The sequence below is a fragment of the Anaerocolumna sedimenticola genome, from assembly GCF_009931695.1.
Classification (GTDB): domain Bacteria; phylum Bacillota; class Clostridia; order Lachnospirales; family Lachnospiraceae; genus Anaerocolumna; species Anaerocolumna sedimenticola.
In genome coordinates this window covers 2,697,265-2,719,449 of sequence record NZ_CP048000.1, presented here as the reverse complement: position 1 = coordinate 2,719,449, position 22,185 = coordinate 2,697,265, and the positions used below count along the sequence as shown (strand labels likewise).

Annotated in this window: 22 protein-coding genes; 2 read left to right on the top strand and 20 right to left on the bottom strand. The window is 37.1% G+C overall.

Going from position 1 to position 22,185, the window contains the following annotated elements:
• Nucleotides 1-266: 266 nt before the first annotated feature.
• The 5 genes from Ana3638_RS11995 to Ana3638_RS11975 form a co-directional block, all read right to left on the bottom strand.
• Nucleotides 267-1,982: a methyl-accepting chemotaxis protein gene (locus Ana3638_RS11995; RefSeq protein WP_161838237.1), complete on the bottom strand. Its 1,716-nt coding sequence runs from the start codon at nt 1,980-1,982 to the stop codon at nt 267-269.
• Between the two features lie 149 nt (nt 1,983-2,131).
• Nucleotides 2,132-2,806, bottom strand: a complete 675-nt coding sequence (locus tag Ana3638_RS11990) for a FadR/GntR family transcriptional regulator (protein ID WP_161838236.1) — start codon at nt 2,804-2,806, stop codon at nt 2,132-2,134.
• A 415-nt stretch (nt 2,807-3,221) separates the two neighbouring features.
• On the bottom strand, nt 3,222-5,300 hold the full coding sequence (locus Ana3638_RS11985; RefSeq protein ID WP_161838235.1) for an SPFH domain-containing protein: 2,079 nt from the start codon (nt 5,298-5,300) through the stop codon (nt 3,222-3,224).
• Between the two features lie 145 nt (nt 5,301-5,445).
• On the bottom strand, nt 5,446-6,636 hold the full coding sequence (locus Ana3638_RS11980; RefSeq protein ID WP_161838234.1) for an aldo/keto reductase: 1,191 nt from the start codon (nt 6,634-6,636) through the stop codon (nt 5,446-5,448).
• A 78-nt stretch (nt 6,637-6,714) separates the two neighbouring features.
• Nucleotides 6,715-7,476, bottom strand: coding sequence for a nitroreductase family protein (locus Ana3638_RS11975; protein WP_161838233.1), 762 nt, complete (start codon nt 7,474-7,476; stop codon nt 6,715-6,717).
• A 472-nt stretch (nt 7,477-7,948) separates the two neighbouring features.
• Here Ana3638_RS11975 and Ana3638_RS11970 point away from each other — a divergent pair, with 472 nt between their 5' ends.
• Both Ana3638_RS11970 and Ana3638_RS11965 read left to right on the top strand, forming a co-directional pair.
• Nucleotides 7,949-8,377 (top strand): FMN-binding protein, encoded by a 429-nt coding sequence (locus Ana3638_RS11970; RefSeq protein ID WP_161838232.1) that lies wholly within the window; start codon nt 7,949-7,951, stop codon nt 8,375-8,377.
• A 971-nt stretch (nt 8,378-9,348) separates the two neighbouring features.
• Nucleotides 9,349-10,083 (top strand): Ig-like domain-containing protein, encoded by a 735-nt coding sequence (locus Ana3638_RS11965; RefSeq protein ID WP_161838231.1) that lies wholly within the window; start codon nt 9,349-9,351, stop codon nt 10,081-10,083.
• Nucleotides 10,084-10,118: 35 nt separating this feature from the next.
• On the opposite strand, the gene Ana3638_RS11960 is transcribed toward Ana3638_RS11965, so the two are convergent.
• The 15 genes from Ana3638_RS11960 to Ana3638_RS11890 form a co-directional block, all read right to left on the bottom strand.
• Nucleotides 10,119-10,778: a M15 family metallopeptidase gene (locus Ana3638_RS11960; protein ID WP_161838230.1), complete on the bottom strand. Its 660-nt coding sequence runs from the start codon at nt 10,776-10,778 to the stop codon at nt 10,119-10,121.
• Between the two features lie 5 nt (nt 10,779-10,783).
• Complete coding sequence (locus tag Ana3638_RS11955; protein ID WP_161838229.1) at nt 10,784-11,059, bottom strand: phage holin family protein; 276 nt, start codon at nt 11,057-11,059, stop codon at nt 10,784-10,786.
• A 5-nt stretch (nt 11,060-11,064) separates the two neighbouring features.
• A complete protein-coding gene (locus tag Ana3638_RS11950) occupies nt 11,065-11,304 on the bottom strand; it encodes a hypothetical protein (RefSeq protein WP_161838228.1) in 240 nt (79 codons plus the stop codon).
• A 56-nt stretch (nt 11,305-11,360) separates the two neighbouring features.
• Nucleotides 11,361-12,644, bottom strand: coding sequence for an SGNH/GDSL hydrolase family protein (locus Ana3638_RS11945; RefSeq protein WP_161838227.1), 1,284 nt, complete (start codon nt 12,642-12,644; stop codon nt 11,361-11,363).
• Nucleotides 12,644-12,802 carry a hypothetical protein gene (locus Ana3638_RS11940; RefSeq protein WP_161838226.1) on the bottom strand — a complete coding sequence of 53 codons (159 nt, stop codon included), beginning with the start codon at nt 12,800-12,802 and terminating at the stop codon, nt 12,644-12,646. The genes Ana3638_RS11945 and Ana3638_RS11940 overlap by 1 nt, the downstream gene beginning before the upstream one ends.
• Complete coding sequence (locus tag Ana3638_RS11935; protein ID WP_161838225.1) at nt 12,803-13,069, bottom strand: hypothetical protein; 267 nt, start codon at nt 13,067-13,069, stop codon at nt 12,803-12,805.
• A 9-nt stretch (nt 13,070-13,078) separates the two neighbouring features.
• A complete protein-coding gene (locus Ana3638_RS11930; protein ID WP_161838224.1) occupies nt 13,079-13,363 on the bottom strand; it encodes a PF13754 domain-containing protein in 285 nt (94 codons plus the stop codon).
• A gap of 1 nt (nt 13,364) precedes the next feature.
• A complete protein-coding gene (locus Ana3638_RS11925; protein WP_161838223.1) occupies nt 13,365-14,270 on the bottom strand; it encodes an Ig-like domain-containing protein in 906 nt (301 codons plus the stop codon).
• On the bottom strand, nt 14,239-14,457 hold the full coding sequence (locus Ana3638_RS11920) for a hypothetical protein (protein ID WP_161838222.1): 219 nt from the start codon (nt 14,455-14,457) through the stop codon (nt 14,239-14,241). The genes Ana3638_RS11925 and Ana3638_RS11920 overlap by 32 nt, the downstream gene beginning before the upstream one ends.
• Before the next feature lie 70 nt (nt 14,458-14,527).
• Nucleotides 14,528-15,472: an Ig-like domain-containing protein gene (locus Ana3638_RS11915; protein ID WP_161838221.1), complete on the bottom strand. Its 945-nt coding sequence runs from the start codon at nt 15,470-15,472 to the stop codon at nt 14,528-14,530.
• A gap of 80 nt (nt 15,473-15,552) precedes the next feature.
• The gene (locus Ana3638_RS11910) at nt 15,553-17,856 is read right to left on the bottom strand and encodes a tail fiber domain-containing protein (protein WP_161838220.1); all 2,304 of its coding nucleotides are present in this window, start codon (nt 17,854-17,856) and stop codon (nt 15,553-15,555) included.
• Nucleotides 17,857-17,858: 2 nt separating this feature from the next.
• Complete coding sequence (locus Ana3638_RS11905; RefSeq protein ID WP_161838219.1) at nt 17,859-18,257, bottom strand: DUF6711 family protein; 399 nt, start codon at nt 18,255-18,257, stop codon at nt 17,859-17,861.
• 12 nt (nt 18,258-18,269) lie between these two features.
• Entirely contained in the window at nt 18,270-21,152 is a 2,883-nt protein-coding gene (locus Ana3638_RS11900; protein WP_161838218.1) for a phage tail protein, read from the bottom strand.
• Between the two features lie 15 nt (nt 21,153-21,167).
• Nucleotides 21,168-21,728: a Gp15 family bacteriophage protein gene (locus Ana3638_RS11895; protein WP_161838217.1), complete on the bottom strand. Its 561-nt coding sequence runs from the start codon at nt 21,726-21,728 to the stop codon at nt 21,168-21,170.
• Entirely contained in the window at nt 21,725-22,171 is a 447-nt protein-coding gene (locus Ana3638_RS11890; protein WP_161838216.1) for a hypothetical protein, read from the bottom strand. Before Ana3638_RS11890 ends, Ana3638_RS11895 begins: the two co-directional genes overlap by 4 nt.
• Nucleotides 22,172-22,185: the final 14 nt, after the last annotated feature.

Here is a 22,185-nt window from a genome sequence, read left to right as displayed (position 1 = left end):
TGTATGATTAATTATATGTTGTATGTTGTCTTATGTCAATATATATATAATACAACGCAGAAGAAACAGCAGGAGAAATAAATCCACAAGATAAGCCAGATGTATAAGGCGAAACGAAGAAACACAGTTTGCTAGTTTCTTCGTTTCGCGTGGGTCTTTGAATTATTGCATACAAGCTTGCTTATTCCCACTTGCCTTCACGGAAATGAAAAAAAACCTGAACAAATCCATATACAGATTTGTTCAGGTTTTTTCTATTATTTTTTTTACACTATAAATTTGGAGACAATCTCTTTTAACTCTCTGCTCAAACTGCTAAGCCGTTTGGAAGTACTGCTTATGTTATCCATAGAAGCATTCTGTTCTTCACTGCTGGCTGCAACTTCTTCCGTAATGGCAGCATTTTCCCCGGATATATTGGAAACCTCTTCAATTCGTTCTGTTATGTTATTCATGCCATGGCTGATTTCCTGAAATGATGAACTGATTCGCTTAATATTATTTAATATGCCCTCAATATTATCTGTCATACTGTGGAAAGTCTGATCTGTTGCTTCTACTTCCAGTTTCTGCTCATCTGCTATTATCTTTGCTCCAGTTATTTCTTCACTGGCTTGTTTTGCATCCATACTCAGTTTCTTTAGAATTAAAGTAATTTCATCCGCCGCTTTGGAAGATCCCTCGGCTAATTCCCTTACTTCTTCGGCTACCACAGAAAATCCTTTGCCTTGTTCTCCTGCTCTTGCAGCTTCTATGGCGGCATTAAAAGCCAGCAGATTAGTCTGTTTCGCTATATGGGTAATGGTCGAAAGAACTATTTCAACTTCTTCTGCTTCTTTTACAAGTCTTTCAACTGTATCGGTAACCCGCTTAAAAGCATTCATATTTTCTTCTGTTTTTTCGTTTAAATGATTTACTGTAGTCAACCCAGTATCAATTAATTCAAAAGTTTCTTCTGCCGATTGATTTATGGTAGTCACTTTCTTTTCATTCTCCTGCATTTTGGAGGTTATGTTTTCAATATTCATTACGATACTATCCACATTTGCCGCCTGCTCGGATGCCCCGGAAGCAATATTTTGTATGGAATTGGTTACCTCATTAATCGACTTTTCATTTTCAACAATAGAATTATTTAAGCCTTCCGCCGATATTGCCACATTGTCGGAACTGCTTTTAATATGTATAATAATTTCCCTTATATTCGCAATAAATTCCGTAACGGTACGGCCAAGTATCTCTAACTCATCACCTGTCTTTATCTCAATTCTTTTAGTTAAATCTCCGCCGGAATGGCTTAATTCTTCAAATCTGGAGATTAACTGATGTATCGGTATTACAATCTTCTTTGACAAAAATATAGCCAATACAAACATCACTAGCATGTTTAAACAGGTATTAAGGATTATGCTGATTAATAATTTTGTCTTCTCTGCATTAATCTTACCGGCATCGATATCGATACCGATAATAGCGACAACCGCACCGCTTTCGTTCCATATCGGTGCATATCCCGAAAGTGTACTTCCGTATTTATCGGAAGTAATATGTTTATCTGCTGAAGCCCCGCCATTAAACGAAATTTCCATCGCCGGAAGATATTCGTATTCTTCACCGAAAGCCACCGGTTCTTCAATAGCAGCATCAATAATAAACTGGGTTTGCTCTTTTCCTTTAAGGATTAAGGTATATACGTCATTTACTCCGGTTTTAGCCATAAATTCCTGTAGACTTGTTCTGATAGCGTTGAATTCTTCACTTGAAGCAGATTCAGGAGAATTTAACTTTTCATGCTGTTCTCCATCAACCAGTAATGCTGCCGCACTGGCCAGTTTGGTAACCTCCTGCCTTATATCCGATAACATTCTCGCACTGTTATTGTAATAATTGAAAATACCGGAAGTAACAGATAATATCAAGCCTAATAGAACAAAATTAAGCACCAGTTTTGCCCGGATGCTTTTAAATATTTTTACTTTCATTTTTTTATCCTCGTTGTTCTTCTTTTTCAGTAAAGGCGGCATCGGAAGTTACCCAAAGCTGGATGCCTGTAGAATGATTTATATTTTTCTAATATATCATAGAGTTGTTTCGTATGCAATAAATTATTAAATTGGTAAATGGTGGTAAATCAGATGTCAAGTTCTTTCATGGCATGGAGAATATGCAGCTTCATTGCCGTCTTTGCTCCCATTGGATTCCGCTGTTCCAAAAACTCCATAATCATACGGTGATCGTTTAAAGTATCCTTAACCGCCTGTTCATTTTTCTTTGAAAGAGTGACCCCTTTGTGAATTGCCTGATAAATAATCGGCATTAGTTTATTCATAAATTCATTATGGGTTGCTTTGGCTATGGACTTATGAAAAGCCTGCTCTTCTTCCGTTCTATCTTCTCCATTAATGATTTTTTGCTCAACCCTTCTGCCATATTGTATAATTCTCTTTAATTCATTTTCCGTGGCACGCTCCGTGGCATAATAAGCTGCTTCCGGTTCAAATATCAGACGCATCTCATATAAATCCTTAGCATCTACTTTAACACTGTTAAATTCCTCGAATCCAAAATTCTCCCTATTGTTGGCGTAACTCGTTACAAAGGTACCTTTTCCCCTTCTTATCTCCAGAACATCACTGGTTACCAGAATTCGAATGGCTTCCCGCAGTGTAGTCCGGCTGATATTTAATTCCGTCGATAATTCATTTTCATTGGGCAATTTATCTCCCGGAAGAAAACGCTTCTCAATTGTTATCATGGATAAAATATCATCAGCTATTCGCTCCGATAACATTTTTGACTTGGGCATATTTATAATTCCTTTCAATAAAAACTATGATAGATAATTGCGAAACTCCAATATTGTATCTACATATCATCCAATTGATACAATGTTAGAGCTGAATTTTGCCCTGAGGGTAACTGAAGCTATAAAATTCGTATCAATTGGATGGTATATTCGAAAAACTACATAGTTTCGCAATTACCTATATAACTATGAAATAACTGATTATTCTAATCATACTACAAAAGATGTAATGTAGCAATGGGGATGTCTGATGTCTGAATTAATCCTTTTGATTCGATACTCTTTGTGACATACATAAAAAATAAAAAACCGGTATACCATGGGTTAGCAATTCGTCATGCTTTCCTGGTATACCGGCTATATTTTATAGTTTCGCAATGAAACCCTGTGCCTAACAATTTGTTGTATCCAGATACTATAATTGCGCCTGGGATACTTTACCGGTATCCGTTATCGGATCCGGATTCATGTCTTTCAAATCTTTAATATTTTCTTCGTCCTGAATCTCACCTGCAGGTCTTCTGATTTCCTGGGCAGAAAGGGTGGGTTCTGATGAATGTTCCAGATTTACTCCAAGTTTATCTAAAGTAATAAATTTTAATAAGGTATCCATAACGGTATTGCTGCCGGTATCACCCTGACTGCCGTTTCCGTTACCCATGTTAACGACTGTTCTAGGTACAATGTCTACCTGTGAATTCTTAATTGCATCTGCCAGTTTATCAACAACTTCCTGAATAACCCTGTATTCAGCCCCGCCATATGCCTTAACCTGGGCGTCAATAGCCTGAGCTCTTGCCAGACCGACATTAGTCTCTTTGGAAGCTTCTGCCTCACCTTCTAAGCGTATTCTGGAGGAATTCGCCTTAGCAAGGGCAACAATCTGATTTGCTTCCTGTTCTGCTTTACTTGCAAGTGCTGCACCGCTGTTTCCTTCAATTTCAATCTGGATTTTAGATTTGGTTAAGAAGCTTTGCTGTTCAGCAATAGCCTGAGCTTCCCTGAGTGATTTCTCACTTTCAGCTGCGGACTGTTGTTTTTGATAGGTAATCTTCTTTTCTTCTGCAATCTGTCTTTCCCTTAATTGGGTTAAGATATTTTCAATCTGCAAGTCATTTGCCGTTGTTTTCGGCGTACCAATAAGAACTTCTTCCAACTGCAGATTATACTTCTGGAATTTTTCTTTCATTTCAAGAACAGCCCGTTCACGGATTTCACTACGTTCCTGAATTAACTCTATCAATGTCTTAGTCTGGGCTACATCTTTAAAATATGCGCTGACTAACGGGTCTAAGGATTGGTTGACCAGCATATTAATGTCACCGAATCTTTGGATTACCCAAGGAGCCTGCTTATAGTCTATATGCATAACAACGGATAACGGAAGGGAGGGTTCAAATGCATCCTTGGTTATTATGTCAACTTCCGTGAGGTTTTCATCATATTTGTGTTCACCGGTTTCGGTTTTGTTCCACTTTAAGATAATATTGGTTGTCGGAACCAATACAACTTTACCTGCATCGGTATTAAATGCATACTTACCTGGCATTAAAGGTTTTTCCAAAACACCTTTGCAGCCTACTCCGACTAACTCACCATGTTTATAATCGGCACCTGTGGTGTCCACGCCCTCTTTACCGAAGAAAGATACGACAACACCTACAAAACCAATAGGGACTACGGTTTTCGGTCTGAATTCCACGGTTGCAAATAAGCGGTTTACATAATACGTACCATCTGTTAAGACCTGAATCTGCTTACCTCTTCTGCCGCCAAGTTCTAAGAATTTCTCCGGATCCTGGAAATTAGAATGTTCCGGTCCAACATCTTCTGCGATAATTTCTCCCTGTTCCAGAGGCAGGCCATCATGTACGGTTACGATACCCATTAGGTCACTGGATTCGTTTCCGTTACCCATAATTACAATTGGGCTGAACGCATTTCTTGCGGCAAGTGTCTGCTGCATGCTCACAAGTTCGGAACGTTCCTGTTTGGAACCGGTGTTAATTGCTTTTATATCACTTGGGGTAATTACGATAAATTGTGCTAAATTTATTGCGTAAGTACCTTCTCTTAGTATTCCTCTCTGAGGTCCTCTTTGTCCGCCATTTTGTAAAAATCCACGTACATCCTGAAAGTTATTTGCTTCCGTCACTACCTTACCCAAGGTCTGAGTAGGGGATAGCGGCATACCGTCACGTGCAAATATATAAGCTATCTGACCCTGCGGTACTGTGATTAAAGGATACTTATGAATTTTATACATTAATACGGATTTGAAATGAATACCACCACGAAGCAGATCCGGTGAATATCCGGCTTCTCCATTGAGAGCAATAATGGAATCCTTTAAGGAACCTTTCATGCTCCACCATTTTTCAATTACTGCGACTTCGTCGGAATCTATTACCCTAAGGCCTAATATTTTGAATATAATCAAATACAATAGAAGTAATCCGCCGACAACAGCTCCTGCTATATAATATAACACCATATTACCATCTCCTCCTCGATATTTATATATATATGAGTTTACATTCCTAATCATACTCCTATTTTTCAACGAAAGCAATGACATATTGTGCTAAGAAAGACTATAAAAGGACCGAATTCTACTATATGGAATTCAGTCCCCAAAATTATTTTATCTTCATTACCTTTCTTACAATACCTACCATGGGTTTATAGAAAAAACCCTCCATCTCTTTACTTACCGTCTTTAATTGGGAGCGAATCGCTATATGCTGCGGACAATGTGTCTCACATTTGCCGCATTCCTTACACCTGGAAGCATTAGCAGGTTTTACGGACATTGCACCAAGAGTCTGCATATATTTCCACCGCATGGATTTATCATTTAACAGGTATTTGTCATTATAGCAGGAAAAACATCCAGGTATATCAACACCGGCAGGACATGGCATACAATAACCGCAGGCAGTACAAGGTATTTTTGTCTTTTCCATCATTACTGACTTTACTTTTTCAAAGATATTAAGTTCTTCCTTACTTAGGGAATCTGCATCTACATCACCGGCAATTCGGATATTATCAGCTAATTGTTCTTCGGTACTCATTCCGGATAATAATACATTAACCTCCGGATGATTCCACACCCATCTAAGGGCCCATTCGGCAGGGGAACGTTTATCATCGTATTTGTTAAACGTTTTGATTACTTCTCCCGGCAAATTGTTGACTAATTTTCCGCCCCGTAAGGGTTCCATGACTATGACAGGAATTCCAAGACTTGCTGCAAGCTGCAATCCGTCCTTCGTCGCCTGATTATTTTCATCCATATAATTATATTGTATCTGGCAGAAATCCCAGGGGTAAGCCTTAACTATTTTTTCAAAATCCGCTTTACTTCCATGAAAAGAAAATCCGATATTTCGGATTTTGCCTTCTGCTTTTAACTGCTCCATCCACTCCAATACTCCAAGAGAATTCAATCGGTCAAACATGGGTTTGTCCGTAAGCATATGTAACAGGTAATAATCAATATAACCGGTCCGTAATCTGGAAAGCTGTGTAGCAAATATTTTCTTGGCATTGTCTAATTTATTTACCATAAACGGAGGAAGTTTCGTAGCTATTTTGACTCTCTCCCGGTAACCGCCGGCTAATGCGGAACCTAAGAAAGATTCACTTTTTCCCCCATGGTAGATATAGGCCGTATCAAAATAATTAACTCCCTTTGCTATGGCATCCCGAACCATAGCAGTGGCTCTGGGTTCATCAATACTGCCTCCCCTGGTAGGAAAACGCATACACCCAAATCCTAATATGGAAAGGTTATCCCCGTTCTTTTGATTTACTCTTGTCTTCATTATTTCCTCCCATTCCGCTGCCCTTAGCAGACTAATTCCTGTAATAGATGCCATAAGGCGGCATCTTTATCATTGCTTTTATGAAAGTGTTTTTCTTACATGTACGGTCGCCATATAATCATAACCTTTAGGTACATTTCCTTTCTCATAAGCTAAATCAGGTGTAAAGCCATGATATTCTAAAGAAAGCCATAAATGGTATAATGCTATGCCAATATCAACCTGATTCATTTTATTATATATAGGTGCCATTATAATATTTAAACTTTTACGGCTGACGATAATTTCTTCCTTACTTCCGCTGATGTACCAGGGTTGTGAGTTCGATGCCGACGGTGCAAGCCTAACAGGTTCCAACAGCTCCTTACAATCTGTTAAATTAGTAATCTCGGTAAGGTTTTTACGCTTGAACTCGGCAATATCACTTCGATACAGCGGTTCGTCTGTCTTACCGAAAGCAATCATAATAACAAATTCCATACTGTTCTTTTTATCCGGTATATCTCCCGCTACTTTCGCCATACCCAGCCAACAGCTGCCTAAATGATTTGCCGAAAAATAAAGGTCCATCTGCTGAAGCAGAAAACCGGCATTTGTGAGATATCCTTCTTTTTTCTCCGAATATATGCAGATATAGTGGGGAGCTTTAATCGGCAAAAGATTTTTCACATCATTTGTTACTAAATATACAAACTCATATTTTATTTCTTTATCTAGTGGTCTTATTTCTGCCGCATAATTTTTTATACCTGATAAAGCAGCAGCATCAAGAGGTGTCATGTCAAATTTTCGGATTGACTTCCGTTTAAAAATTGTTTCATACAATTGTGAATTTGTCATCTTTATACCTCCTTCTAATTTTCATTTATGTAAGCAAGATATACATTCCACCTAGAATTCACTTATATATAATGCTTTTTTACGTATTATACCATTTTACTTACTTTATGTTAATAAAAAACCGGAGATAACGGAAAATTTAATAAAAAGATTAGAAAGAATAAATATTTTTTACAATAAATTAAAGGATATAGATTCTTTGATTCTAACATACTGGCAACATTCAATAAACTACGTTGGACTATGACACCCAAATAATTAAATTTATAAGTATTTAACAGTTTTAAAAACTGATAAATGTTTATAATAATATTAGAATTATCAAAATCCAATTACGATATATAGAAAAGATTTACTTGCATACAAATTATATCTGATATATCTATGGATATTCTGCCGGGATCGTTGCATTTATTTTTAGGATATCTGCCTTAAGATGTATTTTCATAAATCATTTGGGAGGAATATTACTATGCAATTTTATTTAATTGATAAATTTACAGCTTATTTTAAAAGTATAAAATTTATGATTTTAAAATTTTATATCATACCTTTTCTGGTATCCGGTTTATTATTGACCGGATGCAGCTATATAAACACTAAAAATCCGCAAAACCAAAAATATTCTGCTACTGTTGCTGGTTATGGCGGTGATATCACCGTTGAAGTAACCACAACGGATAGCGGAAAAATTGGTACAATGCGGGTTGATGCCTCAAAGGAAACACCGGATATCGGCGGCAAGGCTGCTCCCAGAGTGGTCAAATCAATCGTAGCCAAACAAAGCCTTTCTATAGATTCCATATCCGGTGCCACCATAACCTGTAAAGCAGTTTTAACTGCGGCAGAAACAGCGCTGCAGGAAGCTGGAGTTGATACGGAGGCTTTAAAAAATAAGTAATAAAATTATATCTTTTGATCTGTTGTAAAATTCCTTAATAATAATTACGATTTTTTGCAGCAGATCTTTCTTTCTGTCAATAATATTAAAAGTCAGGCCTCGCAAATCCGTTAAGCCATCAGGAGTCAGTCAATACTTCCTTAATAATTCCACCATTCCCATATACCTCCTTAGCTTCCACCACTTATATATTACATATTTGTTACAAATGTGTTACTATTAATTTGTTCCTAAAAGACAGCTAATTAAAGGAGGATATAAATTATGTGTTTCAATTTTGGTTCTTGCGATTTTAGTGAATTATGTAGACAAATATTAAAATATTGCCGTTTCGGTTCTTGCAACTAAGCATGTAATAGTTTTTTGTAGGCCCACCAACCTGGTGGGCCTTTTTTTTACCCCGAAAACACAAAATAAAATCTCATAAACACAGACTTTAAGCCAATCCCACCTCCCAAAAATAATACTTTACTTTACGACTTTATTAAATTTATCTGTTTAAACAACGTCCTTATTAAAGTGCTTAGATGCAGTAAAATCAAGCACTTGCATGAATTTTCAGAAATCACTTAAGTACTATAAAATACTAGTAAAAAATACAAAATACTATGTGTCCGGAAGTCAAACGGAAGTCAAATATATGTCAAACTAAGAGCAGATAGCCCGGTAAAAACCGGGCTACTTTTATTGTCACATTATGAAAGATATGTTAAAATATTCTTGCTAGGCACCCCGCTTAGCATCCAAAACGCGCCCCATGCTCTCCCCCAGATTGCATGGGGCATTTTATGTAATTTCATGTTGAATACAATAGTAATTTGTGGTAATATATTTTCGATCTATATGCTCCCCAGTATAAGATCTTGATGAACCCCATGCGCTACCCCTATTGTGCATGGGGTATTTTTATATTGACAATTTAATAAATTAATCCCATACTATTGGTATATTATTACATAGGAGGGTTATAAATGAAAAAATTCTTATCAGTGCTAATGACTTTCATCATTCTGATTGCATTAGCGGCACCAGTTCAAACTGCTAACGCTGCAACTATTAAACTTAATAAAAGTAAAGCTACAATCTTGGTGGGGAGTTCTGTTACCTTAAAATTAACAGGTACCACTAAAGCAGCAAAATGGAGTACAAGCAATAAAAAAATTGCCACTGTAAGTACTAAAGGTGTTGTTAAAGGCATGAAAAAAGGCACCGCAAATATTACTGCAGCAATAAACGGTAAAAAATATACATGTAAAATTACGGTCAATGAAAAAACAGTCACTGTAACAGTAACTAATATGCTAAACAATGATGCAATAACAAAATATTTAGGTACCATTAAATTTTCTAAGACTAAACTGAATGATGATTATACAACAACTTACACAATGACAACTGTTCAGCAAAAAGATATTTTGAATTTTTTAACTGAAAATTTTAAAACTTCCTTATCTGATAATTTGCTCCCTTATTATGAAGCAATTACTGTAAATAAGGATTTTACTTATTTCGTCTCAACGGTTGATAAAAATGAATATCAAAAAAATGTAGAAAATGATCCTACGGCTTTAGGACTATTTATATGGAGTAGTGGATATCAGCAATTCAATGGTATAAAAGATGCAGATATTAAATTTTTGATTGATATAGTTGATAAGGATACAGGTAAAAAATTTGATACAATAAATCTATCCGATATAGAATAAATTATTCCCGGTCATTACGACCGGGGATTTTATATTTATGTTAATAATTTCTTTAGAGCGGTAGCGCCCAGCTTACCGTTTGCGCTCCATTTATTTTTCTTTCGGAAAGCATTTACGGCAGCTGTTGTTTTAGGCCCCCATTCCCCGTCTGTGGCTATTCCTGCCTTTACTTTCTTATTAAGGGCAATTTGTACCGCCATAGTAACATATTGGGTTGTATGTCCAGAATAAAAGAGAGTTGTAAAATCTCCCTTAACCTGAAAATGAGGACTGTCCGGATTCGTTCCCCAATTGGCCCCTGGTTCGAAACCATAACGAGCCATAGTGTTTATAATAGCCTTGGTCTCTTTGTCCTGGCTGTTCCAGATTGCCGTCATAACACCATTTACTTTGCGCTGTGGTACCACATCAACGGCTTTCCGCTGGATATGTATACTGTTAAGTGTCCAGGTTACTTCAATCGCTTTAGGGCAGCTGTAAGCTTCAGCAAATGATTTGCTTATACCTGCAGCTGTACACTCTGCTATGGATCGGCCCTGACAATACAGATATTTCTGTCGTTCTGCCGGCCGGTATGTTTCTACCACTAAAGGATTTATACCCTGGCTACGGATATCAATCAGTGCCAGTTCCAGCATAACCTTAACCAGTGGGTTTAACTCATAGATATCTCTGCATGTCTCTTTTATATTCATGATTATTAGTCCTCCTTTTTTCCGCCTTTATCTAATAGATTACGCATTGCTTCATATAGGCCCGTGCTAGCCAGGCCGCTTATCATTCCGCCCAGAATAACTGCAGCATTTACATTACCCAGATTCATAACAGCATTAATTGATGTTCCGGCCAAAAGCATGATAAGTGGTATGTATTTGTTCGGGATGAAATCCAGGCTTGTTTTAACCACATACCCAATACATAAGCAAATGCCTAAAACCACTAAGTTAATGTAATCTGTTAAAAATGTTAAATCCATATAAATTACCTCTCTTTCTCTAAATCCGCTATGCGGTGATTAGCTACATTTAATTTTTCTTCCTGTAGGCGCTGGCCCTCTTCCAGTTTGTAAGTTCTGTCGATTAAGTTATTGTGGGCATGTACCTTTTCTTCTAATTGCTCTAATCGATAAGCAATTAAAGCCGCACCTTTTCTCTGGGCAAAAAATGACCCTGCCAATGTACCGGCAAGGCTGATTAATGCTACTATGACTGTTTCTGTCATCCAACTACCTCTCGTTATTTAATGATAAAAGCCGCAAACTGTTACGCCTGCGACCACTACTTTAATTCATTGGCAATTAATGCCGCTAACAAATTTGTGCTTTTTGCTGATAGATGTAGATTGTCGGCCTGTAGCAATCCCGGAACTGTAATATCGCTACTGTCCACCATTCGATTATAAAAGTCTATAACCTTGTCCGCGTTCGTATCCTGCAAAATAAGATTATTTACCCCTTTAACAATCGTCCTTGCTCCAGAATTATTATCTCTTGCAGGTATCGTAGACAGCCATACTTCAAACCCGTTCTGCTTCATTGGATTTACCAGATTATTTACAATGTTATTATAAATATTAGCTGCTGACATTCCGTCTGTTGCATCGTTAGTGCCTATCTGTAATACTACAATATTTCTGGCAGATGTAACTTTTTGGCCATAAACATCTGCAGACAATCTTGACACAACGTTTGCAATTCGATCCGCGCTCACACCTTTATTTATTACTCCAGCATTATAATCAAAGAATCTATTTTGTAATAATGCTGGGTATGTATCTTTTTGGGTAAGACCGTTACCGGCTGTGTTACTATCGCCTAGACATATAATATTGATATAATTTCTCAATTCCATTGCTTTCAGATATTTTTTATAAATAACTATTCCATTCGCTCCTAACCCATTAGCAACCCCTTGCAGACTATAAAAGTCAGAACCTATATATCGCCCCATTGCAATTACTCTTCCATTTTGCCTAAAAATACACTCTGTCATGTTTTCATAACTTCGCACGCTCATCTCTATATCATCCGTAGTATTTCCATCATGCGTTGGCCCCGTATAAATAGTTGTTTGTCCTCCCGAATTATTATTTATTTTCAATAGATTCATTCCGTTCATAGTTGCATTTAAGTACCACACCAATGCTCCTATGCAATCTTTTGCATTACATCTTAGTCCGATCTGCGGATATTGATTAGACGGGCTAAATACAGTATTAATTATAACGTTCCTACCATACGACATTAGCATATGAGCTTTATAAGAGTTGGAAAAATACACTCCCTTGGTTATGGTTAGGGTTTTATTTGTGGTATTAATAGCCGATGTAGAATCTACAATATTAGAGGCATTTTCATACATAGAGTAATCCGTACTAAAATCATCGACTTCTTTTATTGCTTTTAAGTGGGGTAAAACATTATATAGGTCCTCAATCGCATTATCCAGATCATCGATACCTTTGTCCATGTGGTTTAAGTTAACATCATTTACCGGCGTTGCTGTAGAAGGCTTATTAACCCAGCCCTGGCCGTTATTTATTCTAATATATCTTTTTGCCATTATGTATCCTTTCCAGCATAAGTTGGATATAAAGTATCTTCCGGATATAAATAAGAGTCCGGATATATAATATCTAACTCGATGCTAACTAAAAATTGCTTTCCTGTCTCAACTGGATTAGGGGTAATGGTGATTGCTTTTATTCCTATCTCCTCCAATTAATCCACCACCACTTCTATTACTTCTATCAGGGTCTCGTCTGCGATCTCATAGGTCATTTTTAATTTATAGATACCTTTCTGCGCAGGAGAAATATAAGCATCTATGATATGTTCGTCTATGGTACAAGCTCCAGAGGATTCGTTCACATCTTTTAAGGATAATTCCCATGACGCATTTCTTATGGTAAAGGCCTCTCCGGTTGCTGACTTGATCAAAATGCGCACATGCCTATATTCTCCTCTATCAAATCTAATTCTTTGCATGATCTCCTCCTATCTCAGCAATTCCACGGTATATGTATCAGTTGTTAGGTAAGCGTTATAACTGTCCTGTAATTGTGCCAAATATGAATATGGAACCATATACGCACTAAGCTGATTCCTGTTGACAATAAACAGCATTTTAGCCATGTAGGCTATGTTACCAGCCTCATCCTCTGCCATGATTTCAACCACGTACTCTCCATCCGTATCAAGGGGAACCGGTACCTCCCACCGGCCTCCTTCTTTTTGCTGAAATATTACATCTACTCCGTCTACCTTACCAAATACTCTCATATTAGTCGGTAACTGTAACAGATATAATGTAAGTTGCCCCTGCGTCTACCGGATTAGGAGTAAGAGTAATAGCGGAGATTGTAGGAGCTACCGTATCTAAAGTAACCGTCCTTGTGATTGTTGTGGTTTTACCTGCCCCGTCCGTTGCGGTAATAACGATTGTATTGACCCCATTTACCAAGGTCAAAGTCTTAGTGAAATTACCACTTCCATCTACCGTCACTGCCTGTGCGGATCCGGAATTTAATTTCACAGTTACCGTTACTGGACTTGTGGTAGCATCATTTGTGGAGCCATTAACAGTCAGGCTTGATTGATTAGTCACTAAATTGTTAACCGGAGCTGATACGTTAAGGACAGGAGGTACCGTATCAATTTTAAATGTTACCTGTTTCTGAGTTGCAGCATTTCCGTCATTATCGGATGCATCGAATTTAATAGTATGTGTCCCGTCAGATAAGGCCGTCGTAGGAGTATAAGAGCAGGTATAAGTTCCACCAGAGAGATTTTTCGTAATACCAGATGTAATAACCGTGCCGTCTATAGTTAACTTAATGCTGTCCGGATCTACACCGGAGTCATCATCAGTCACAGTCCAGCTGATCGCAGGTTTGTTATTGGATACCATAGCACCCTCGGTAGGAGCTGTAAACGTAATAACCGGAGGAGTTTTCTCTTTAACCGTTAAGCGTAATGATGTCCCCAGTGTTGAGTCCGTAGCATCCTTAGTGGTCTTATTTCCGGCCGTATCAGTTACTTCTACACTTACCGGATAATAATGTCCACTTAATGGATAAGACGAGTTTCCCGGAGCCGTTACGGTAGATTCATACTTTCCAGTACTACTGTTATAAGACAGGATGTATGTAGTTCCATTAATCGTTGCTTTTACTTGATTTATTGCCATCCTTTTCACCCTCTTCCCATGCTTTTCTTTCAGCTTCTATTTCCTGAGCTACTAACTGGTTTACCTGACTAGATATTTCAAAGAGAGCCATCTGTTTTACCATCGTTGGCATTTTGGCCTCATTAAGTACTTTTGCAAGATTTTCTTTCAACTCTACTATCTGTAGGTTAAATCCTTTTTCTTTCATTCAATACCTCCATTTTAGGCATAATAAAAGCACCCACAACTTAATGCAGATGCTTAGTTATTGATTTTGTCTATTTGTTTACATTTACTTCACATTTAAGTACGATTACCTGTTTATCGGGGGTGGTAATTGTACAGTATACATTTGCTTTTCCAACTCCCTTAGCTGTAATAATGCCATTGGCAACGTTTACCGTAGCGATTGAACGGTTCGAACTTCTATATCTGTATTTGGAACCGGCTATCTGATTTTCAACCCCTAAATCATATTGATTACCTGCATTCAGGTCTATTACATCATCAGTAAGGATGGGTAAGTTATCATCTACTCCAACGGTTACGGTTGATACTAAAGTATATACCTGGCCGTCAGAAGCGGTAATCTTACAGGTTATTTTAGCTGTACCATCTGAAACAGCGGTAACAAAACCATTCTTGGAATTTACCTTTGCTACCTTGGGATTGCTACTTGTCCAAGCATAAGTTCCGGATACCTTATCATTTATATTAATGTCATACGTTGAAGATTTATCCAACGCAATAGAAGAAGCAGTAAGGGATGGTTTTGTAATTGTGGGTTGCTCTTCAACTGTTGCAGGGTCCGTAGTTGGCTCACTTGGACCATCTGCATATGGATTTTCCCACTTTACACCATACAGCACAAGTTCAGCTTTTACTATTTCACCAGAATCAGATTTAAAGAGCATTGTTACAGTCTGTTCTCCATCTTTAATAACATAATCAGGATTTTCCCATTCATATTGACCATAAACTATAACTCCGTCTTTGTAAGCTTTGCCACCTCGAAATATATATCTGTTGAGTTCTTTACCTGTACATGCATCATAATCATCGGCGCCCGGCAGATTATTAAGGATCCCAAAAGATAGTTCATAATCGCTATTACTTATGCTTTCGATTGTAAAACTTTTATGTTCCTGTGCAAAAACATGTATAGGAATAATGATTATTGAAATTAATAAACTAATTATACTTATCAATTTTATATTTTTCATAATAATTACCTCCTAGCCATATTATTACACAGCTAAAAAAAAATTACAATGAAAAATGGAAAATTAAGCAACTTTTAATCTTATGACGCTGCAAATAGGAAACCATAGACCTCTTCGTATCTTAGACTTAATCTCGTAATCTGCATTACTCCATCGCTATCAGCTGTGTATGGTTTTTCATTACCATCAACTGCCATTCCATCTTTCTCATACCATGTATCAGAGCAAAACATAGCATAGTTATAAGGATTTAGACCCTCTTCTTCGAAAGCAGTTTTTACGTCCTGGGCAAATACACCAATATGAATACGGGCATTATCTCCTTTTTTTACTATTGCATCTTTAAATTTAAATGTAATAAAAAGTTGTTTTATTCTTTGCGCTACTCTTTTTTCTGCTTCTGTTAAACTACCGATTAATTCCTTTAGATTTCTATCACTTGTGGAAATTGTTGATGTTGCTGCGTATACTTGCGTCCATCTATATGACGGAGATCCACATGAAACTTCATTATCACCATAAGAAGAATGGGGTCTAAAGTTATTACCATTCGATGTTACTTGAGCGGTTCCAGTTGTAGCAGAGTATAAAATGTTAATTTCGTCTCTTTTATTATCAGTTGTTATAGGCTCTCCACCGTTAATTGATTCAACGGTAATATTATTACAATCAATATTACCACCAAATATCTCTGTAGTGGTAGAAGTTCCCTGTATTCTAACTGACGGAAAAGAAGCCTCGTATTCACTTATGATAGTAACGCCTCTTAATGTGCCGCCTGAAATCCTATTAGCGCTCATGGTACCGGCTGTAATCTGAGAAGCATTAATATTCCCGGCATATACCCATGATGTTCTTACTTCATCAGCGGTTACCGTTCCGGTTTTTAAATTTCTACCATCAATGATTGTTTGACCTGGAGTATTTAAATTAGTCACAGTAACATATCCGTTTAAATTAAGCTTAGTCGCATCAATTTTAATACCCTCACCGCTTAAGTTAATCGCAGCTATTACCCCGGCGGCATCCACTTTTAATTCTATCTGTCCTGCCTGTTGCGTTATCTGAGATTGTAGATTGTTCTTAGTATCCGTAATTTGTACTTGCAGTTGTCCGGCTGTCTGTTCTATCTTAGACTCTAATCCGGATTCAACGTCCGTTATTGTATTAGATAACTCTTCAACATTTCGCTTTAATACAGCTGATTTCCCTTGTAACTGGATAATCTGCTTATTTACACTGAAATTCTGTTTCCGTTCTTCATTGCCCTGTGCAGAAAAAGCATCCCTTAATGCCTGTATCCCGGTCAGGGTACGCTTAAATACATAGCCAGCTATAACATCGGTTAGGTTAAAAGCAATAGTATCCCCGACTTCGATATATGACAATCCTACGTTATTACTTTGGTATGGCCGGTATGGACGTTTCTGCATATTACCAAAGGCATTAATAGCTATTGTATTTAATTCCTCAGCGGACTTACCGTATACTAAAAAATTACCCTCAATTACATAGGCATTTGCTCCGGTACCAACTATTGCGCCTATATCGCCCTCTTCCTGCCTTATTTGCAGTTTATCAATCTCTTTTACGGTATATTCTTCAAATATGACTGGTGGTATACACATTGCAGTACTTACCTGAGTGGCGGCAGAAGTTTGCTCGAAATAGGTAGTATCATTTTCCGATACAGGGAATAAATCATCTGCAGGTAACAATGTCACTGCCGGATATAATCCGTAACTTGGCTCTAGGACAACATGTGCAAACTTCCCAAAGCGGTTTATATGCCCGAAACAGCCGTTTATTTCTTCACAGGCTTTTAATACATCCCTGCCGCTAATTTGACTTGGCTCAATGGTTTTAGTGACGATCATAGCGTCATTTGGTAGTGCTTTTAACTCTTCCTGGATTCCTAAATAGTTTAAAAGGCTTGCCCGAAACGCCGCCAGGGTAAGTGGAAAAGGAAGTGAATTATACCAGTTCGCCACATCAATATCTGCTTTCCTCATTCTGTCATAGGCTGTTATATCTTTAAACCTTAAATCATCCTGTTTCTTACAACTGTCTACAGTGTATACACCAAGCGGTACCGTGTAGCTATTTACTATCTGATTAATAATAAATTCCTTTCCGGATAAATCTTGGTTAACGTCAGCAAGAGTAAATTTAATAATAGAGGCTTCACAGGATCCAAATACAAGATCAGTATCACTGCATAATTTTTCTTCCAGTGAAAAACTGTCATCCACCACCTGATCTGTTTCAATGGTAAGATTTAAATCCGGGAAATATATAACTAATTCCTTGGGCACATTCTCCGCTACCAGGGGAAGAATATCGTTGTTATATAATGCTTTTATTGTATCTAATATATCTAACATTGTTATTCCTCCCCGTATGCAATGTATTCAAATTCAATAGAGTTGTAATAAAAATTACCATTAATGATTTTTTTAACTGTGTACTCTATATCCGGAACATAGAATACGGTTGTCTCATAGTCATTTATTTCATCGTTCCAGCATTCAACAGTGACACGATCACGGTTAGGGAAAAAAGCTTGAACAATAAGCTTCTGTCCATAAGTGAGCCAATCTTTTGTTTTTAGTTTAAAAGTAGTTCTTTTAACTGGAAGTATATTTCGGCGTGTAGTTCCCCGGCCGTCTGTATAACTGTTTTTATCCTGCCGGCGATTTGGAGTATTACTATATCCCTCAGGTGCTAATAATGCATTGGGGAATGGCGTTCCATTAACTTTTATTACATAGCCGTTACCTGTCATTACCACCCCTCCTTAATGTACAAAACTAGGTTTGCCGGTAGATTTATAATTTTCTTCTTCAGCCTGTACCACAGTGTCAAATAATACTTTACCGTTCGGTAGAGTTATAGTGACATGTAACATATCCCCTGTACTAGAACTTCCACCTACAACCCTTTGAAATGCTTCGACAATTATATCCAGGGGAGCTTCAATATTGGTACCACGTTTCTGATCACCAAGTAAAGCTAAAAATTCTGAATTTGGAGGAATAACTGCACCGGTTGCTAATTTAGGTATTCTGGGTACTGATAAGGGATTTTGACTCCATAACCCACTGAATGGTTTCGCTCCTAATATGCTTACGCTTCTTATCGTATTTAGCATACTATTTATTTTATTGAAAGGAACTGTAATAATAGCATTGATACCATCTATCAATTTGTTAACCACGCTTTTAAATACATCGGAAATACCATCTTTTATACCATCAAATATTTTTCCACCAGTACTGAACACGTTTTTAACATTTGTCCATGCTTCTGTAAAAGTATCTTTAAACCATTTCGATACATGACTAAAAGCTGATTGAATTCCGGTCCATATTCCGCTGAAAAACGTCTTTATGCTACTAAGTGTAAATGCTGTCTTGATATTTTCCCAAGCCGTTGAGAAAGTGGTTTTAAACCATGTTCCGGTTGCTGAGAATGCTGTTTGTATATCTGCCCAACGTTCTCCAAACCATGTTCCAATCCCTTTAAATACTCCTTTTACAGTATCATAGGCTGACTGGAATTTCGTTTTAAACCAGGTTCCAATATCTTTAAATACATTCTGAATATTCGTCCATAGATCTTTAAATATCTGGAGAACAGTATTAATAATAGCTTTCACACCATTAAACAGACCTTGAACTAAATAACCACCTATTTCAGCGAATACTGTAGAGGGTGAATGTATTCCAAATAAATCTTTTACCCCATTAATGATACCCATAAATAAATCGATGAATGGTTCAAATATTAAAGCGAATGCTGCAACTACACCATTAAATAAACCGAATACAATATTTTTACCAATATCGATAATATTGTCACCGTTTAAGGCAGCTTTAAAATATCCAATCATATCGCTAAATAACTCTTTGGTTGAATCCCAGTTAAATACAGACCCAAGGAACATGGACAATCCAGTTTTTATTGCTTCCCATACAGGTGTAAAGTCAAATTCATGAATAGCTGCAATTAATCCTCCAATTAAGGCTCCTATGATTGCACCAATAGGACCTCCAAGATAAAATCCCGTTGCCGCTCCAAGTCCAACATTCGCAAAAACAATAAGGATTTTGTTCCATATTTCTCCGAACTTTTCTGCTATTTTATCTTGAACCCATGCTTCCAAATCTTCAAATAACCCGTTAAACATAGCCACAAATGCCATAGGATTTAATGTTGCAAACATTGCAAGTCCTCCAGCTAATCCAGATAATCCACCACCCAATGTACTTAATATAGCCCCTACTTTTGCTAATGATTTAGCAAAGGCTAAACTAGTGAATAATATACCTAACGAAATACCTAGGTCATGGACAGTTTGTGGCGAAAGACTATTTATTGCATCTGCTAAAACAGCTAATCCTTTTCCTATTACATCAAGTGTTTTACCAATCACAGGTGATAACCCATCGGATAATTCAACTATAAAATCAACAAGCCCTTGACCGATTCCTATTGTGAATTTTCCTAACGCTTCGAATAAATTTGCTAATGCTTTATTCAGTGAATTCCAATCAATATTTTTAAGTAAATTGCCGAGTGCGGTTGCCAGTCCAGGAATACCGTTTCCTAATACCCATGTTCCGACCGGCTTAAGAAATTTATTGTAAAAATCAATTAACGCTTGTGCAACAAATGCTTTCAGAGGATTTAATTGTTCGTTTAATTTTTTAAGAGCTTCTATTGTTGGTTCCAAAGCTTTCTTAAGACCGTTTACTGCATCTGTTATCTTACTATTAATTGGAACTTCTTCGAACATCTGACTAGGACTCGGACCAGTATAACCACCATTTCCTCCCCCGCTATCATCAGAGACTTCATTTAATCTATCAATTGGTGACAGTGCTTTATTAGCTTCCTGCGCCGCCTTTTTAACGGATGCGGCATAATCAATCTGGGCATCTTTTGCCCTGGTGAATGTTGTAGCTCCGGTAATCAAATATGAAAAAAATTCTCCCATTACTGTAATAGCAGTAGTAAGATATCCGATTAATGTCTGTAATGCCGGTGTGATAGCGGTAAGTATTGGTGAAAAAGCGGTAGCAAGTGAATTTTTTAATGTCAGAAGAGATGTAGCCAACGCTGACAAAGTTTTATTTGTCGTTGCACTATACTGTGAAAGATTTTTAAACCCATCTGAAATTGCCGTTGTAGCTGCTGACATAGCCCTAAAAGCTACAGAAAATAGTAAAGACATTTTTAATAGTGATAATGTTTTACTGAATCCGCTTACATTACTATCCGCCTTTTTCATGGATTTCCCCATATCTTTAGCACTTTTAGAAGTTTTATTTTGCTCTGTATTTACGCTGGATAATTCTTTTTTATATTGGTTTAATTCATTCTCAAGTAATGAAAGACTTTGGTACGCTTCATCATACTCTTTATCACCAAAATACAATCCCTGTTTTTCCAGGTAGTATAAAGAATCCTTGTATCGATCGATTTCATCAACTAAATTCTTTATACTGCTATCTGTTTTATCAATGCTTCCCGTACCAGAGAATGCATTAGCAATGTTATTACCAACACCTTTCAGAGAGTTTATAAACGAATTTAAGGATCCTTTCAATGTTCTGGTATCTTTTTCAAACCCATCCGTATCAATCTTAGTATCAAATCTTAGTGTTCCGTCTGCCAAATTATTATCTCCTTTCTATCCCAGGAGTTTATTTAACCGATCAATTTCGGCCTGTTCTTCTGCAGTATATCGTGTTTTTAAATCAATAAGTTGTTTATTGTTACGATAAAATTCCTGTTCATATTTTTCTAACTTTTTCCCACTATATAGCTTTTGCCGTATAGTAAGCACATTACTAAAAAGACCTTCGCCGATTTCATAAAAGAAGCCAATAACAGTCCACCAATGTACATATTTCTTTGATCTAATTTCATAACCGGCAACCTTATTAAGTGCTGGGAAAATAATCTGTTCATCCTGTTCCCAGTCAATTACCTTTCGTGACGCCTTTATTTCTTCAAAATCTTTTCCACCATCAAGAAAATATACACCTTTTTCAATGGCTTCCTGAATATCGTCTTGAGTAAATGAATCAAAATCTTCATATAAACAATCCAACATGACTATAGTTTTATCCCAGTCGGTCATTTCAGGGTCATTATATGCCTGGAAGATTAGTAAAGCCGTCCTGAAGTCGCTCCGGATATTCCGCTGTATTCCATTCACTTCTAAACTATCAGGTAACCGCCCGATCATTTTTTCTTCACCTGGCTAGTATATTTTTTAATACGTGCTTCACGGGCTTTTACATCTGCTTTTATCATGTCGTTTATAATTGGTCCAACAACATTCAAAAACCTTTCCACTAAAGGAATTCCTCCCGGGCTGGACAATGGAGATTGATTCCCGAATACAGCATTACTTACCGGGCTATTAAATATATAATCTATTTGCTCATTGACATATATTCTAGCCTTTGCCACCTCGTCAGCTGCTTCTTTGAGTTGTTCAATAGGGTCACCTTTTGCATCCAAATGGACATCGGTACTTAATGAACCTAATTCATTTTCAATGTTCTCAATCGCCTTATTAAAACGTTCAATTAAGCCAAAGTCGGAAGGATTGATTCTTATAACCCTGTTTTCATCACCATTTATACTAAACTCTTTATATCCATCGTCAAAATTTATATTTTGCATGCACTATTCCTCCT